Annotated in this window: 12 protein-coding genes; 4 read left to right on the forward strand and 8 right to left on the reverse strand. The window is 64.1% G+C overall.

Annotation, left to right across the window (positions count from 1 at the left end):
• Nucleotides 1-16: 16 nt before the first annotated feature.
• Complete coding sequence (locus tag CR103_RS23950) at nucleotides 17-502, reverse strand: glycine zipper 2TM domain-containing protein (RefSeq protein WP_307719661.1); 486 nt, start codon at nucleotides 500-502, stop codon at nucleotides 17-19.
• A 267-nt stretch (nucleotides 503-769) separates the two neighbouring features.
• Here CR103_RS23950 and CR103_RS02430 point away from each other — a divergent pair, with 267 nt between their 5' ends.
• Nucleotides 770-1036, forward strand: a complete 267-nt coding sequence (locus CR103_RS02430; protein WP_143752499.1) for a hypothetical protein — start codon at nucleotides 770-772, stop codon at nucleotides 1034-1036.
• A 165-nt stretch (nucleotides 1037-1201) separates the two neighbouring features.
• On the opposite strand, the gene CR103_RS02435 is transcribed toward CR103_RS02430, so the two are convergent.
• Nucleotides 1202-2431: a M20/M25/M40 family metallo-hydrolase gene (locus CR103_RS02435; RefSeq protein WP_099914424.1), complete on the reverse strand. Its 1230-nt coding sequence runs from the start codon at nucleotides 2429-2431 to the stop codon at nucleotides 1202-1204.
• Nucleotides 2432-2455: 24 nt separating this feature from the next.
• On the reverse strand, nucleotides 2456-3670 hold the full coding sequence (locus CR103_RS02440) for a urate hydroxylase PuuD (protein ID WP_099914425.1): 1215 nt from the start codon (nucleotides 3668-3670) through the stop codon (nucleotides 2456-2458).
• Between the two features lie 133 nt (nucleotides 3671-3803).
• Between CR103_RS02440 and CR103_RS02445 the strand changes: the two genes are divergently transcribed.
• The 3 genes from CR103_RS02445 to CR103_RS02455 all read left to right on the forward strand — a co-directional run bounded on the left by CR103_RS02445 (nucleotide 3804) and on the right by CR103_RS02455 (nucleotide 7985).
• Complete coding sequence (locus tag CR103_RS02445; RefSeq protein ID WP_099914426.1) at nucleotides 3804-4739, forward strand: LysR substrate-binding domain-containing protein; 936 nt, start codon at nucleotides 3804-3806, stop codon at nucleotides 4737-4739.
• Between the two features lie 96 nt (nucleotides 4740-4835).
• Nucleotides 4836-6593, forward strand: a complete 1758-nt coding sequence (locus tag CR103_RS02450; RefSeq protein WP_099914427.1) for an allantoate amidohydrolase — start codon at nucleotides 4836-4838, stop codon at nucleotides 6591-6593.
• 189 nt (nucleotides 6594-6782) lie between these two features.
• Nucleotides 6783-7985: an ammonium transporter gene (locus CR103_RS02455; RefSeq protein WP_099914428.1), complete on the forward strand. Its 1203-nt coding sequence runs from the start codon at nucleotides 6783-6785 to the stop codon at nucleotides 7983-7985.
• A gap of 82 nt (nucleotides 7986-8067) precedes the next feature.
• Here the strand turns inward: CR103_RS02455 and CR103_RS02460 are convergent, their stop codons facing one another.
• The 5 genes from CR103_RS02460 to CR103_RS02480 all read right to left on the reverse strand — a co-directional run bounded on the left by CR103_RS02460 (nucleotide 8068) and on the right by CR103_RS02480 (nucleotide 15093).
• A complete protein-coding gene (locus CR103_RS02460) occupies nucleotides 8068-9309 on the reverse strand; it encodes a Zn-dependent hydrolase (protein WP_099914429.1) in 1242 nt (413 codons plus the stop codon).
• A gap of 12 nt (nucleotides 9310-9321) precedes the next feature.
• The gene (gene hydA / locus CR103_RS02465; RefSeq protein ID WP_099914430.1) at nucleotides 9322-10716 is read right to left on the reverse strand and encodes a dihydropyrimidinase; all 1395 of its coding nucleotides are present in this window, start codon (nucleotides 10714-10716) and stop codon (nucleotides 9322-9324) included.
• A 13-nt stretch (nucleotides 10717-10729) separates the two neighbouring features.
• Nucleotides 10730-12226 (reverse strand): NCS1 family nucleobase:cation symporter-1, encoded by a 1497-nt coding sequence (locus CR103_RS02470; RefSeq protein WP_099914431.1) that lies wholly within the window; start codon nucleotides 12224-12226, stop codon nucleotides 10730-10732.
• Nucleotides 12227-12439: 213 nt separating this feature from the next.
• Nucleotides 12440-13711, reverse strand: coding sequence for an NAD-dependent dihydropyrimidine dehydrogenase subunit PreA (gene preA, locus CR103_RS02475; protein ID WP_099914432.1), 1272 nt, complete (start codon nucleotides 13709-13711; stop codon nucleotides 12440-12442).
• Nucleotides 13699-15093: an NAD(P)-dependent oxidoreductase gene (locus CR103_RS02480; protein ID WP_099914433.1), complete on the reverse strand. Its 1395-nt coding sequence runs from the start codon at nucleotides 15091-15093 to the stop codon at nucleotides 13699-13701. The genes preA and CR103_RS02480 overlap by 13 nt, the downstream gene beginning before the upstream one ends.
• Nucleotides 15094-15096 lie beyond the last annotated feature (3 nt).

The raw sequence follows: 15096 nt of genomic DNA on the forward strand, positions 1-15096 counted from the left end.
GCAATCCGGATGGCAGTTAATGCAAACTGCCATTCCGGACGCGAACCTGCTGGCCTGCGCGGCGGTGGCTGGCGCCGGATTCGGTAAAGGTCCGCACCTTGCCATTGCTCATCCGAACCCGTACTTCCGCCATTGTCGTCGTGCGCGAACGTTTTTCGATCTCGTTGCCGGCATAGCCGCCGCCGACTGCGCCCGCCACGGTGGCCAACGAACGGCCATTGCCGCCGCCAATCTGGTTGCCCAACAACCCACCCACCACCGCTCCCGTCGCAATACCAAGGCCACTGCCGCGTTGCGCCGCGCGTTGATAGGTGTGCGTGGAAATCACCGTGCCGCAATTGGAACAACGGGCGGCAGTTGAACCGTGGTTGGACGACGCTGCCTGCACGGCAACGGGCGCCATGGCGAACATGGCAAACATGGCAACGACTACAGCCGCCGCACTTGCCCCCCGTGCAGCGTGCGCGCGCAAGGCCGAAATTCGGTGGGAGAACTCGTTCATGTTGTTCCTGACTGTGATGGTGGCCACTGTGGCGAGAACTCAGCCTACCGCAGTGCGGCCGCCACGGGTAGGCCGTGAACGTTTCAAGCGAAAGCATTTGTAACAGCAACGCGTAGCCGCTTGGCAATGTCATTCAGGTAAGTTATGAAGCGGATACAACCAGACATTCACATTTTGTATGGGTGACATCATAAATCGCAATTTCATTTATGGCGTCAAGCCACTTATACTGCAATGCAACAACGCATTCTGCCTAAGGAGTTCACCATGACCACCGCTACTTTCACCACCGCGCCAGCCGGTTCGCTGCGCCACTACCTGAAAGATGTCGGCACTGCCGCCCGCGCCTTCGCGGAAGCACTGTTCGCAGCGCAAAGCCGCCAGTTCGTCGCCCAGGAAGTACGCACGTCGCAAGCCGCATCCGCGCGCGACATGGCAAAAGGCCGCCGCCAGATGCTGTCGCTGGCCAAGCAGCACGAAGGCTTTTCGCCGAACCTGTCGGCCGAATTGCGCGCCATCGCTGGGCGGGATTGATGACGGAATTCGTCGAAACCATTTTGGTAGCGCTTGCCGTGATCGCCACTTTTGTCCGCGTTGCCATGATTCGTCCCCACCCCCGCGCGGGCGCGGTCAGGAAGTAACCCTGACGGCTGCCCTTGCCGGTCGCGCAATGCCCGGCAAGGGCAGCAAACGTCGCTTTCACGCTTGCAAAAAATCCAGCAGCGTCAGCGCAAGCACTTTGGTCGCCTTGCGCAAATCGTCCAGCGCCAGCCGCTCGTCGGCCTTCTTCGCATTCGATTCGGGCACCGTGCGCGGGCCAGCGCCGTACAGCACGGCGGGAATCCCGTGCTCGCCATACAAGCGGGCGTCGGCATACAGCGGCGTGCCCTGTGCGGTAACGGCTTCGCCGAGCACCTGCATGGCGTTCTTCTGCAGGCTGGCCACCAGCTTGCTTGAACCCGGCAGCGGGCGCAGCGCGTGCGACAGCAGCAGGCGCCGGATCTCGACGCGGATGCCCGGCAAGCCCTGCACCGCATGGTCGATCAACGCGCGCACTTGCGCCTCGACCGCCACCGGATCTTCATCCGGAATCATGCGGCGGTCCATTTTGAGCACCACCTTGCCGGGAACCACATTGGTGTTGGTGCCGCCATCGATGCGGCCCACCAGCATGGTCGGCGAATCGATGCCCGGCACGCTCGACTTGATCTTTTTCAGCGCCGGCAGCTCGTCGTAGATCGCGTTGAGGATTTTCGTCGCCGCCTGCAGTGCATCGTGGCCGGTCTCCGGCATCGCGCCGTGGCCTGACTTGCCGTGCACCGTCACTTCGAGCTGCAGGCAGGCGTTGTGGGCGGTCACGATGTTGTAGCTGAAGCCGGCGGCGATGACGAAGTCGGGCCGGGTCAGTTTTTGTTCGAGCAGCCAGCCCGGGCCGAGCAGGCCGCCGAATTCTTCATCATAAGTAAAATGCAGCTCCACGCCGCCCTTGAGCGGCAGTCCTGGCGCCTCGAGCGCGCGCACGGCGAAAATGAAGGTGGCGAAATCGCATTTCGACACCGCCGCCGCGCGCCCGTAAATAAAACCGTCTTCGATGACGCCGCCGTAGGGTGGCTTGGTCCAGCCCTCGCCGGGGGGTACCACGTCGCCATGGGCGTTGAGGGCAATCGTCGGGCCGCCGGCCTGGTAGGGGCGCCGCACGATCAGGTTGGTGATGCTCTGCATGCCGTAGTCGCGCACCGCCTGCGCCGGCACCGGGTGTTTTTCGGCGCTCCAGCCGAACGCCTCGACCATGGCGGCCACCGCGTCCGCGTGCGGCGCATTGTCCCCCGGTGGCGTGTCCGTTGGAATCCGGATCACTTGCTGGAGGAAGGCGACTTCCTCGTCGAAGTGGGCATCGATCCAGTCGACCAGTTTTTGTCGTGCGTCCATGGCAGTCCTCTTTTGGTTCTTTTCTCATTTCGCGCCCGCTTCAAACCAGGCGCCTACTTGCGCGCGTTCGGCGTCCGTCATGTTGGTCAGGTTCGCCAGCGGCATGGCTTTCATCTGCACCGCCTGCTGGTAGATTTTCACCGCATTCTGGCGGATGTCTTCCGGTGTATTCAACGCGATGCCGGCCGGCGCCGTGGCAAATCCCGGCTGGGTCGGATGGTCTGCGTGACAGGTGGCGCAGCGCTGGATCACGATCGCCTGCACCTGCGCGAATTGGACCGCCTTGGTGGCCACCTCGGCCGCCCTTGGGGGCTGCGGCGCAAGCGCTACCACCAGCGCCAGCAACAGCAGCACGCCAATGGCCGGGTACTTCCATTCGGTGCGGCCCTTGTGGCGCAAATTAAAAAAATGGCGGATGACGACGCCGGCCGCCATGATCACCGCCAGCACCGCCCACGCGTGCTGATGGCGGTAGGTCATCGCGTAGTGATTGCTGATCATGATGAACAGCACCGGCAAGGTGAAGTAATTATTGTGGACGCTGCGCTGCTTGGCACGCAGGCCATGGATCGGGTCAGGCTTGCCGCCGGCCGCCATCGCCGCGACCATCTTGCGTTGGCCGGGGATGATCAGCATCAGCACGTTGGCCACCATGATGGTGCCGATCATCGCGCCGACATGGATGTAGGCCGCGCGTCCGCTCAGATAGTGGCCCAGCACCCAGGCGCTGGCGACCAGGAAGGCGAACATGACGACGCCAAACGCAACGTCGCGCTGGCCCAGCTTCGAGCGGCACAGCAGGTCGTACACGGTCCAGCCGAGCAGCAGGCTGCCAAGGCCGATGCCGACCGCCTGCCAGCTGCCGATGTCGGCGACCGACTTGTCGACCATCATCGCCTGGGCGTTGAAGTAGTAGACGATGGTGAGCAGCGCAAAGCCCGACAGCCAGGTCGAATAGGCCTCCCATTTGAACCAGTGCAGTTCCTTCGGCAGTTCGCTTGGCGCCACCAGGTATTTTTGCGGGTTGTAGAAGCCGCCGCCGTGCACCGCCCACAGTTCGCCCGACACGCCTTTTTTCGCCAGTTCGGAGCCGGCCGCCGGCGCACGGATGGTGTTGTCGAGCCAGACGAAGTAGAACGACGCGCCGATCCAGGCAATGCCGGTGATAAGGTGCAGCCAGCGCACGACCAGGTTGAGCCAGTCGAGGGCGTACGGGATCAGGTAGTCGAACACGTCCATGGGGGTTCCTGGGGTTGCCGGGGTTGCGAACGCTGGGAAAACAGCGCCGGCAGTGTGGGCAAGATAGTCTGATTCCTGCCGCGCAACATAAAAATCGGCGTATATTCAACATCTTCGATTGCATATACCCGACATGGCCAGTCTACCCCAGCACCTCGACCTGCACCTGATCCGCATTTTGTACCTTTTGCTGGTCGAAAAAAACGTCTCGCGCGTCGCCCTCAAGCTGAACCAGCCGCAGCCCTCGATTTCGGCGTCGCTGCGCAAACTGCGCGAGCTGACGGGCGACCCGCTGCTGGTGCGCGGCGCGCGCGGCATGGTGCCGACCCAGCACGGCGAGAGCCTGCTGAAACCGGCCAAGCGCATCCTCGACGAGACCGAGAGCCTGTTTATCAAAAAGTCGCCGTTCGTGCCGCAGCAAGAGTCGCGCACCTTCCAGATCGCCGCCCCCGATTACCTCGACAGCCAGTTCCTGCCGAACGTGGTGGCGGCGCTGCGGCGCGGTTCGCCCGGCAGCCGCGTCGTGATCCATAGCCTGGGCGCCGGCGTCGACTACACGCGCATGCTCTCCGACGGCGACATGGATCTCGTCATCGCCAACTGGGACGAGCCGCCCGCCCACCTGCACATCTCGAAGCTGTTCGAAGACCCGATTATCTGCACCATGCGCGCCGACAGTGCGTATGCGAAGCGCACCGCCAGCGACGCCATGACGGTCGCGGACTACCTGCTGCTGCCGCACGTGGCGCCGTCGCAGATGGTGCCGGGCAAACTCGGCGTGATCGACTCCTTCCTCGAGCGTCAAGGCATGCGGCGCAACGTCGCGGTGGAGTCGCCCTACTTCGGCCTGATCCCTTACATGCTCACGCAAACCGACCTGGTACTCACCACCGGGCGCCAGTTCATGCGCTTCTATGAAAAGACGCTGCCTTTGAAAAGTTTTACGGTGCCGGTCAAGTTCCCGCCGATGCGCTTCTACCAGCTGTGGCACGAGCGGGTGCACCAGGCGCCCGAACACAAATGGCTGCGCGACCAGGTCAGCGCGACCGCCACGGCGCTGACGCGGTAGGCACCGTGGCGGAGTTAAACTCGGCCCTGCGATGCGATATCATCGAACGCCTGCACAATCGGATAACAAGTCGGATAACAAGTCGGATAACAAGCCATGACGACACTTTCGGAATTAAACAGCTGCGCCGAGGACGTTTTCATCGACTCGCTAAAAGGAATTTACGAGTATTCGCCGTGGATTGCGCAGCGTGCGGCCAGCAGCCGTCCGTTCGCCAGCGTCGTCGCGCTCAAGCTGGCGCTGCACGCCGTGGTCGCCGCCGCCAGCCTTGACGAACAATTGGCGCTGATCCGCTTTCATCCCGAACTGGCCGGCAAGGCCGCCCTCGCCGGCGAGCTGACCGAAGAGTCGACGCAGGAGCAGGCGAAATCCGGCTTGACCCTGTGCAGCGCGCAAGAGTACGTGGCGCTGCACCAGCTCAACGCCGACTACAGGCGCAAGTTCGGCTTTCCTTTTATCCTCGCGGTAAAAGGCCCGGACGGCAATGGCCTGACGCGCCAGGCCATCATCGAGACGTTCGCGCGGCGGCTGAAAAACGCCCATGCCGGCGAAATGGCTGAATGCCTACGCCAGATCGACCGCATCGCCGAACTGCGTATCAACGACCTGTTATCGATCCGGCTCGCGTTCGGCCCGGCCATCATGGGGTGGTGCGAGCACCTCGCCGCCTGGAGCGACATGGAGGACGGCCTGACCTGTTCCTACCTGACGCCGGCGCACCGGCGCACCGCCGCGCAGCTGCTCGATTGGATGGTTGAGGCCGGCATGCAGGCGCACATCGACGCCGTCGGCAACGTCGTCGGGCGCTACCTGTCGGACCAGCTTGACGCCAAAACCCTGCTCACCGGTTCGCATTACGACACCGTGCGCGACGGCGGCAAATACGATGGCCGGCTTGGCATCCTGCTGCCGCTGGCGATCGTGCGCCACCTGCATGAGCGCGGCGAGCGGCTGCCGTTCCACCTCGAGGTGATCGGCTTCGCCGAAGAAGAAGGCGTGCGCTTCAAAAGCACATTCCTGGGCAGTAACGCCGTCACCGGGCAATTCGACATGGCGCTGCTCGACGGGGTCGATGCCGACGGCATCACCATGCGCGCTGCGCTCGCCGAAGCCGGCCACGACATCCAGCAGATCGGCGCCATCGCGCGGAATCCGTTTGACGTGCTCGGTTTTGTCGAGGTGCATATCGAGCAGGGTCCCGTGCTGCTCGAGCACGGCCTGGCGCTGGGCGTGGTGACGGCGATTGCCGGCAGCTCGCGCTACCTGGTCGAGCTGACAGGCCTGGCCAGCCACGCCGGCACGACGCCGATGACCATGCGCCGCGACGCTGCCGCCGCGGCGGCTGAAATCGTGCTGATGGTGGAGGCACGCTGCAGTCAAGCAGCGTCGTTGGTCGGCACCGTCGGCCAGCTTGAGGTGCCGAATGGCTCGGTCAACGTGATTGCCGGTCATTGCAAGCTGTCGCTCGACATCCGGGCGGCGGACGACGCGGTGCGGTTGGCGGCGGTGCGCGATGTGCGCGACGCGATCGCGGCAATCTGCGCGCGGCGCCACGTCGACGCCGACATCCGCCAGGTGGTGTCGGCGCAAGCGGCGCCGTGTGCGCCATGGCTGATGGACCAGATGAAAGCGGCGATCGAACGCGCCGGCTTGCCGCGTTTCGACCTCGCCTCTGGCGCGGGGCACGACGCGATGGCGATGGCAAAAATGACGGACGTCGCAATGCTCTTCACGCGCTGCGGCAATGGCGGCATCAGCCATAATCGCCTGGAAACGATGACGGCCGACGACGCCGATATCGCCGCGCGGGTGCTGCTCGATTTCCTGCGCTCGTTCAGGCCGCGGCAATCCTGACCCAAACACCCCTCACGGCGTCAGCATCACCTGGCGGCGCACAATGTTGGTGCAATCCGTGCGCAGTAAAGGTGCAATCCTCTACGCAGAGCGCACATCACCGCGCCGCAGCCCGCACTTAATTGGCACGTTTTTTGCTTTACACCAATCCATCGGCCGCGTTGCTGCACACTTTCAGGGAGTTTTCGGATGGACGGATATAAAAACGGTGCGGATGCACTCTTTATCATGCTCGGCGGCATAATGATTCTGGCGATGCACGCCGGCTTCGCTTTTCTCGAACTGGGTACGGTGCGCAAGAAAAACCAGGTCAACGCGCTGGTTAAAATCCTGGTCGATTTCGCCATGTCGACCATCGCCTATTTCTTTGTCGGCTACAGCATCGCCTACGGTATCAATTTTTTCAGCGCGACCGACACCTTGGTTGCCAAAAACGGCTACGAACTGGTGAAGTTCTTTTTCCTGCTCACCTTCGCCGCGGCGATTCCCGCCATCGTCTCGGGCGGCATCGCCGAACGCGCCCGGTTCTATCCGCAGGTGGTGGCCACTGCCTTGCTGGTCGGCCTGGTCTACCCGCTGTTCGAGGGCATCGCGTGGAACCATCGTTTCGGCGTGCAGGCGGCGTTCCAGTCGCTGTTCGGCTTCGAATTCCACGACTTTGCCGGTTCCGTGGTGGTGCACGCGGTGGGCGGCTGGGTCGCGCTGCCGGCGATCCTGCTGCTGGGCGCCAGGCGCGGCCGCTACACCAAGGAAGGCAAGATCGCCGCCCATCCGCCGTCGTCGATTCCCTTCCTGGCGCTGGGCGCGTGGATCCTGACGGTCGGCTGGTTCGGCTTCAACGTCATGAGCGCGCAGACGCTCGACAAGATGAACGGGCTGGTGGCAGTCAATTCGCTGATGGCGCTGGTCGGCGGCACGCTTACCGCACTGGTGATGGGCCGTAACGATCCGGGCTTCGTCTACAACGGGCCGCTGGCCGGCCTGGTGGCGGTGTGCGCCGGATCGGACCTGATGCATCCGCTTGGCGCGCTGGCAACCGGCGCGGTGGCGGGCGCGATCTTTGTTTTGATGTTCACCTGGACGCAGAACACGTGGAAGAAGGACGACGTGCTGGGTGTGTGGCCACTGCACGGCCTGTGCGGCGCGTGGGGCGGCCTGGCCGCAGGCATCTTTGGCAGCAAGGCGCTGGGCGGGCTGGGCGGGGTATCGTTCCTGGCACAGCTGGCGGGCACCGCGCTGGGGATCGCGATCGCCGCCGGCGGCGGCTTCGCGGTGTACGGTTTGATTAAAATAACGGTGGGCCTGCGCCTCGATCCCGAGCAGGAATTCGACGGCGCCGACCTGTCGATTCACAATATCAGCGCGACGCCGGAGCGCGAGACCTCGTTTTAAGGGGGCCGACCTTTCAGCGTTGTCGTCCTCGCACACGCGGGGACCCAAGCTCCCCGTATGCGCGACGACGACGAGGTGGCTTTTAACTCACCACCACCTTGGCGCACGCCAGCATCGCATGCAACAGCACGTTGCAGCCCGCTTCCAGATGCTCCGCTTTCGCGTCCTCGATTTCGTTGTGGCTGATGCCGTCCTTGCATGGCACGAAAATCATGCCGGCCGGGGCCAGGCGCGCCGCGTAGATGGCGTCGTGGCCGGCGCCGGACACCACGTCCATCGTCGAGTAGCCGAGCTTTTCGGTGGCCGCGCGCACGGCGCCCACGCAATCGGGGTGAAACGCGCATGGCGGGTAGTACGACACGCGCTCGATGCTGATCGCCAGGCCGCTGCCCACGCGCGTCTGGTCGATAAACGCCAGCATCTCGCGGTGCATGGTGTCTAACAGTTCGTCGTTCACGTTGCGCAGGTCGATGCTGAATTTGACTTCGCCTGGAATCACATTGCGGCTGTTGGGGAACAGCTGCACCATGCCGACGGTGCCGCGGCCATACGGCGGGTAGCGGTTGGCGATCGCCACCACTTCCTGCATGATGCGGGTCGACACCTGCAGCGCATCCTTGCGCAAGCCCATCGGCGTCGGTCCCGCATGCGCTTCCATCCCGGTCACCACGCAGTCGTACCACGACAGTCCCATCACCGCCGGCACCACGCCGATCACCTTGTCGGCGTCTTCCAGCACCGGTCCCTGCTCGATATGGGTTTCAAAATACGCGCCGATCGGATGCTGGCCCGGCACCTGCTCGCCCAGGTAGCCGATGCGCGCCAGTTCATCCTTTACCGTCTTGCCCTCGAGGTCTTTCGCCGCATATGCCGTCTCCAGGCTGAAGGCGCCGCAAAAGACGCCGGAACCCATCATCACCGGCACGAAGCGCGAGCCTTCCTCGTTGGTCCAGAACGCGACCTCGATCGGCGCCTCGGTGGTGATGTTCGCATCGTTCAGCGTGCGCACCACCTCGAGGCCGGCCAGCACGCCGTAGTTGCCGTCGAACTTGCCGCCGGTCGGCTGGGTGTCGATATGGCTGCCGGTGACAATCGGCGCGAGTGCCGGATTGCTGCCTTCGCGGCGCATGAAGACGTTGCCGATCTGGTCGACCGTGACCGCCAGGCCCGCTTTTTTCCCCCAGCCGACCACGAGGTCGCGGCCCTGGCGGTCGAGGTCGGTCAACGCCAGGCGTTTGACGCCGCCTTTCGGCGTGGCGCCGATGTGCGCCAGTTCCATCAGCGACGCCCACAGGCGGCTGCCGTCGATTCGAAGTTCGTTCATTAATGACTCCTGTCAGGCTGCGCGGGTTGAGGTAAAGGCTGGCCTGTCGATGTGGCGCCCGGCGCCCTCGACCGCGCGCAATTGCCCGCGCTCGAAAACGACCTTGCCGGCCGCCAGCGTGTGCGACGGGATGCCGCGCACGGTGCGGCCCTCGAAGACGTTGAAGCCGCTGTTGGAAAACTGGGTGGCGGCCGAGATCGTGCGCGTGCCTTGCGGATCCCACACCACCAGGTCGGCATCGGCGCCGGCGCCGACGATGCCTTTGCGCGGATACATATTGAAAATCTGCGCCGCATTGGTGGAGGTGACGCGGACGAATTCGGATGGTGTCAACAGGCCCGTGTTGACGCCGGCGTCCCACACCACGGCCATGCGCTCTTCGACGCCGCCGCAGCCGTTCGGTATCCGGGTAAAGTCGTTGGCGCCGGCCGCTTTTTGCTCGGCGCAGAAGGTGCAATGGTCGGTCCCGGTCGTGTGCAGGTTACCGCCGCGCAGGCCCTGCCACAGCGCGGCCTGGTGGTGTTTGGCACGAAACGGCGGGCTCATTACGTGGGCGCGCGCGTATTCCAGGTCGGCGCTCTGGTAGACGCTGTCGTCGATCACCAGGTGGCCGGCCAGCGCTTCGCCGTACACCCGCTGGCCCTTGGCGCGAGCGCGCACGATCGCCTCTAGCGCTTCCGCGCACGACACGTGCACGATGTAGACCGGGGTGCCGAGCACGTTGGCGATGGCGATGGCGCGATTGGCCGCCTCGGCTTCGACTTCCGGCGGGCGCGACAAGGGGTGGGCGGCGGGGCCGCGAATACCCTGTTTGAGCAAGTCCTGCTGCAGTTGATACACCAGTTCGCCGTTCTCGGCGTGGACGGTGGGGATCGCCCCCAGTTCCAGCGCGCGCGTAAAACTGCGCACCAGCGTTTCGTCGTCGGCCATGATAGCGTTCTTGTAGGCCATGAAGTGCTTGAAGCTGTTGACGCCGTGGTCGCGCACCAGCGTGCCCATGTCGGCGTGCACCGAGTCGCCCCACCAAGTCACTGCGACGTGAAAGGTGTAGTCGCCGGCGGACTTTGCCGCCCAGCCGCGCCACATGTGGTACGCCTCGAGCAGCGACTGCTTCGGATCGGGAATGACGAAGTCCATGATGGTGGTGGTGCCGCCGGCCAGGCCCGCCGCGGTGCCGTCGAAGAAATCGTCGGCCGCAACGGTGCCCATGAAAGGCAGCTGCATGTGGGTGTGGGTGTCGATCCCGCCCGGCATAATGTACTGGCCGCTGGCGTCGATGACGGTGGCATGCGCCGGCACGTCGAGATGGTCGCCGACGGCGATGATCTTGTCGCCGAAGCAAACGACGTCGGCCTTGAAGGCGCGGTCGGCGTTGACGACGGTGCCGCCGCGAATGAATATGCTCATGTGACTCTCCTCATTAGCGGTGGACGACGGTCATGGCGGGGCTGGCGCGCCGCTTCATCATGACGCCGTACACCAGGGCGGAAATGGCGATACCGACGAACCAGGCGTAGGTATAAATCAGTTTGAAGGCCGCGCCCACCGACGGGAAGGCAGCGGGGAAGGCAGCGTTCAGAAAGCCCGGAATGTTGGGCAGCACGCCGGCGGCGAACGCCACGATGGCGGCCATGTTCCAGCCGTTGCCGTACGAGTAAATGCCGTCGTGCCGGTACAACTGGTCGACGTCCAACTCGGTCTTGCGCACCAAGTAGTAGTCGATGATTAAAATGCCAGCAATAGGACCGAGCAGCGCCGAGTAGCCGATCAGCCATGTAAAAATATAGCCCTGGGTCGTCTCGAGGATTTTCCACGGCATCATCACCAGCGCGATCGCGGCCGTCATGTAGCCGCCCGTGCGATACGAGATGTGCTTGGGCGCCAGCGCCGAAAAATCGTAGGCCGGGCCGACCAGGTTGGCGGCCAGGTTGACGCTGACGGTATCGACCAGCAGCACGATCAGCGCCACCAGCACGGCCACGCCGGTCATGCGGCTGGCCAGGTCGACCGGATCCCAGATCGCCTTGCCGTACAAGACGACAGTGGCGGACGTGACGATCACCGCCAGCATGGCGAGCAACCCCATCGGCACCGGCAGGCCGATCGACTGGCCGAGCAGCTGGTCGCGCTGGGTCTTGGCGAAGCGCGTGAAGTCGGGGATGTTCAGCGCCAGCGTGGCCCAGAACCCGACCATTGCCGTCAACGACGGCCAGAAAGCGGACCAGAACTGGCCGGCCTTGGCACCGCCTTCGACGAACTGCGAGGGCGCGTCCAGCAGCGGGCCGAAGCCGCCGGCGCGGTTGTAGACCCAGCCGAGCAGCACGAAGCAGATGACGATCTTCGCCGGCGCGGTGTAGGTTTCCAGTTTGCGGATCGCGTCCATGCCGTGCACGATGTAATAGAACTGGATCGCCCAGAACAGCAGGAAGCAGCCGAGCTGCGCGCCGTTGATGCCCAGGCCAGGCAGCTTGCCGCCGCCGATCTCGTGCCCGGACATGACGCCGAGCAGCGTGTAGATCATGCTGCCGCCGAACCAGGTCTGGATGCCGTACCAGCCGCAGGCGACGACCGCGCGCATCAGTGCCGGCACGCGCGCGCCGGCGGTACCGAACGAGGCGCGCGCCAGTACCGCGAACGGAATGCCATATTTGGTGCCGGCGTGGCCGATCAGCAGCATCGGCACCAGCACGATGGTATTTGCCAGGAACACCGTCATCACCGCCTGCCAGCCCGACATGCCCGCTTCGATCAGGCTGGCCGACAGCGTGTATGCCGGAATGCACATCACCATGCCGACCCACAGGGCGGCGAAGTGATACCAGCGCCAGGTGCGCTGCGCGGCGGTGGTTGGAGCCAGGTCTTCGTTCCACAGGCTGGTGCTGCGGTATTTGTCGCTACTCACAGTGGGTGACTCCATGGTGGTGTTCGTAGGTTGAGTGATTGGATCCCCGCATGCGCGAGGATGACGGTTTTAAAGCCAGTAGTCTCAACGCCGTCGATTGGATCCCCGCATGCGCGAGGATGACGGTTTTAAAGCCTGTAGTCTCAACGCCGTCGATTGGGTCCCCGCATGCGCGAGGATGACGGTGGTCTCAACGCCGTCGTCCTCGCGCATGCGGGGACCCAATTTCTAAGCTACCCGATGCGGATTGCGTTCATCCTGCGTCCAGTTCATATACCCCTTGCCGCTGTCGACCGGCACCATCGTGATGCACGCCTCCACCGGGCAGGTAATCTCGCACAGGTTGCAGCCGACGCACTCCGACCCGATCACCTCGTACTTGCGGCTACCCGCCGCGTCGATCAACTGGGCGATCGACTGGTGCGACGTATCTTCGCAGGCGACATAACACTTGCCGCACTTGATGCACATGTCCTGGTCGATCTTCGCGATCACCTGGTAATTCATGTCGAGGTATTTCCAGTCGGTGGTGTTGACCACCGCCTTGCCGGCGAAATCGGCGATCGTTTGGTACCCCTTGCCGTCCATCCAGCGCGACAGGCCATCCTTCATCTGTTCGACAATGCGAAAGCCGTGCAGCATGGCCGCGGTGCACACTTGCACCGAGCCGGCGCCAAGCGCGATGAACTCGGCCGCGTCGCGCCAGTTGCCGATGCCGCCGATGCCGGAAATCGGTAAATTGCGGGTGGCCGGGTCGCGCGCAATTTCAGCCACCATGTTGAGCGCAATCGGTTTCACCGCCGAGCCGCAGTAACCGCCGTGGGTGCTGGCGTTGCCGACGATCGGCAAGGCGATCATGCGGTCCAGGTCCAGGTGGGTGATCGAATTGATGGTGTTGATCAACGAGACCGCGTCCGCCCCGCCGGCCAGCGCGGCCCTGGCTGGCGCGCGCACGTCGGTGATGTTGGGCGTGAGCTTGACGATGACGGGCAGCGTCGAGTGCTGCTTGCACCAGCGCGTGACCATCTCGACGTATTCGGGCACCTGGCCGACGGCGGCGCCCATGCCGCGCTCGGGCATGCCGTGCGGGCAGCCGAAATTGAGTTCGATGCCGTCGGCGCCGGTCGCCTCGACCTTCGGCAAAATTTCCGCCCACAGCGTTTCCTCGCACGGCAGCATCAAGGAGACGATCATGGCGCGGTCCGGCCAGTCCTTTTTTACTTGGGTGATCTCGCGCAGGTTGATCTCCAGGCTGCGGTCGGTGATCAGTTCGATGTTGTTAAAGCCCAGCACTTCGCGGTTCTTGCCGTAGAGGGCGGAGTAGCGCGACGACACGTTGACCGCAGCCGGGTCTTGGCCCAGGGTTTTCCACACCACCCCGCCCCACCCGGCCTCGAAGGCGCGCACCACGTTGTAGGCTTTGTCGGTCGGCGGCGCGGACGCCAGCCAGAACGGATTGGGCGACTTGATGCCACAGAAATCGATGCTCAGGTCGGCCATGCTGCCCCCGCTTTGGTGTGGATGTCGTTGTGGATCGCGTGTGCGGCGAGCTTGCCGTGCTGGACGGCTTGCACCGTCAGGTCCTGCCCCGGGGCGACGCAATCACCGCCGGCGTAGATGCCGGCCAGCGCGGTGCGGAACTGCGCATCGACGTGGATCTTGTCGCCGGCCCGCCCGAGTTGCATGGCCATCGGGTCCGCAAGGCTGGAACCGTCGAGGCTCTGGCCGATCGCCTTGAACACGGCGTCGGCGGCGATGTCGATAAAAACGCCGGTGCCGACCAAAGAGCCGCCATTCCTGCCGGTTTGTTCAAGCCGGGTTTTCTCGAAACGCATGGCGCGCACGCTGCCGGCGTCATCCAACAACACTTCGAGCGGCGCGGCCCAGGTACGCATGCGCACGAAATTCGCCTTGGCGATAGCCTGTTCATGGCTTGTTGCGCTCATCGACTCGAAGCCGCGCCGGTACACCAGCGTGACCTGTTCGGCGCCGAGGCGCTTGATCTGCACCGCCATGTCGATGGCGGTGTTGCCGGCGCCGATCACGATGGCGCGCTTGGGCACCGGCAGCGCCGCCAGGTCGCTTGACTGGCGCAGCGCGGATATGTAATCGACCGCGGCCAACAGGCCCGGCGCGTCTTCGCCCGTCAGGCCGAGCCGGCGGCTGGCGTTCAGGCCCAGGCCGAGAAACACCGCGTCGTATTGCGTGTGCAGCTCTTGCAAGCTGAGGTTGACGCCGAGGGTGCGGCCGTGGCGCACGTCGATGCCGCCGATCGACAGCAGGAAGTCGACTTCCTGCTGTGCGAAGTCACCCGTCAGCTTGTATTTGGCGATGCCGTATTCGTTCAGGCCGCCGGATTTTTCGCGCGTTTCGAAGATGACCACGTCGTTGCCCAGCATCGCCAGGCGGTGCGCGCAGGCCAGCCCGGCCGGACCGGCCCCGACCACCGCAATGTGCTTGCCGGTGGGCGCGGCGCGTTCAAACGGATGCTGGATAAAACTGGCCGAATCGAGGGCGTGACGCTGCAGCAGGCCAATTTTGACCGGCTGGCCTTCTGCGTCATGGTTGCGCACGCAAGCGTCTTCGCACAGGATTTCGGTCGGGCAAACGCGCGCGCAGCTGCCGCCGAGGATGTTCTGCTTGAGGATGCCGTGGGCGGCGCCGTTGATGTTGTGCTCGTGAATGTTGCGGATGAAGCTGGCGACGTCGATCCCGGTAGGACAGATGCGGGTGCACGGCGCGTCGTAACAGTAGAGGCAACGCGCCGCTTCGATGGTGGCCTGGCGCGCGGTCAGCGGCGGCGCCAGGTCGGTGAATTGCGCCTCCAGTTGCGCGCCGGCGGCAGCCGCCGCGCGCGGCAAATGGTTGAATGAATCGATCATATG

The organism is Massilia psychrophila (genome assembly GCF_002760665.1).
Lineage (GTDB): Bacteria > Pseudomonadota > Gammaproteobacteria > Burkholderiales > Burkholderiaceae_D > JAFCUW01.

Bases quoted from the DNA above. Each gene is read 5' to 3' on its own strand.
- CR103_RS23950 (WP_307719661.1), bottom strand. From the start codon at position 502: ATGAACGAGTTCTCCCACCGAATTTCGGCCTTGCGCGCGCACGCTGCA.
- CR103_RS02430 (WP_143752499.1), top strand. From the start codon at position 770: ATGACCACCGCTACTTTCACCACCGCGCCAGCCGGTTCGCTGCGCCAC.
- CR103_RS02435 (WP_099914424.1), bottom strand. From the start codon at position 2,431: ATGGACGCACGACAAAAACTGGTCGACTGGATCGATGCCCACTTCGAC.
- CR103_RS02440 (WP_099914425.1), bottom strand. From the start codon at position 3,670: ATGGACGTGTTCGACTACCTGATCCCGTACGCCCTCGACTGGCTCAAC.
- CR103_RS02445 (WP_099914426.1), top strand. From the start codon at position 3,804: ATGGCCAGTCTACCCCAGCACCTCGACCTGCACCTGATCCGCATTTTG.
- CR103_RS02450 (WP_099914427.1), top strand. From the start codon at position 4,836: ATGACGACACTTTCGGAATTAAACAGCTGCGCCGAGGACGTTTTCATC.
- CR103_RS02455 (WP_099914428.1), top strand. From the start codon at position 6,783: ATGGACGGATATAAAAACGGTGCGGATGCACTCTTTATCATGCTCGGC.
- CR103_RS02460 (WP_099914429.1), bottom strand. From the start codon at position 9,309: ATGAACGAACTTCGAATCGACGGCAGCCGCCTGTGGGCGTCGCTGATG.
- hydA (WP_099914430.1), bottom strand. From the start codon at position 10,716: ATGAGCATATTCATTCGCGGCGGCACCGTCGTCAACGCCGACCGCGCC.
- CR103_RS02470 (WP_099914431.1), bottom strand. From the start codon at position 12,226: ATGGAGTCACCCACTGTGAGTAGCGACAAATACCGCAGCACCAGCCTG.
- preA (WP_099914432.1), bottom strand. From the start codon at position 13,711: ATGGCCGACCTGAGCATCGATTTCTGTGGCATCAAGTCGCCCAATCCG.
- CR103_RS02480 (WP_099914433.1), bottom strand. From the start codon at position 15,093: ATGATCGATTCATTCAACCATTTGCCGCGCGCGGCGGCTGCCGCCGGC.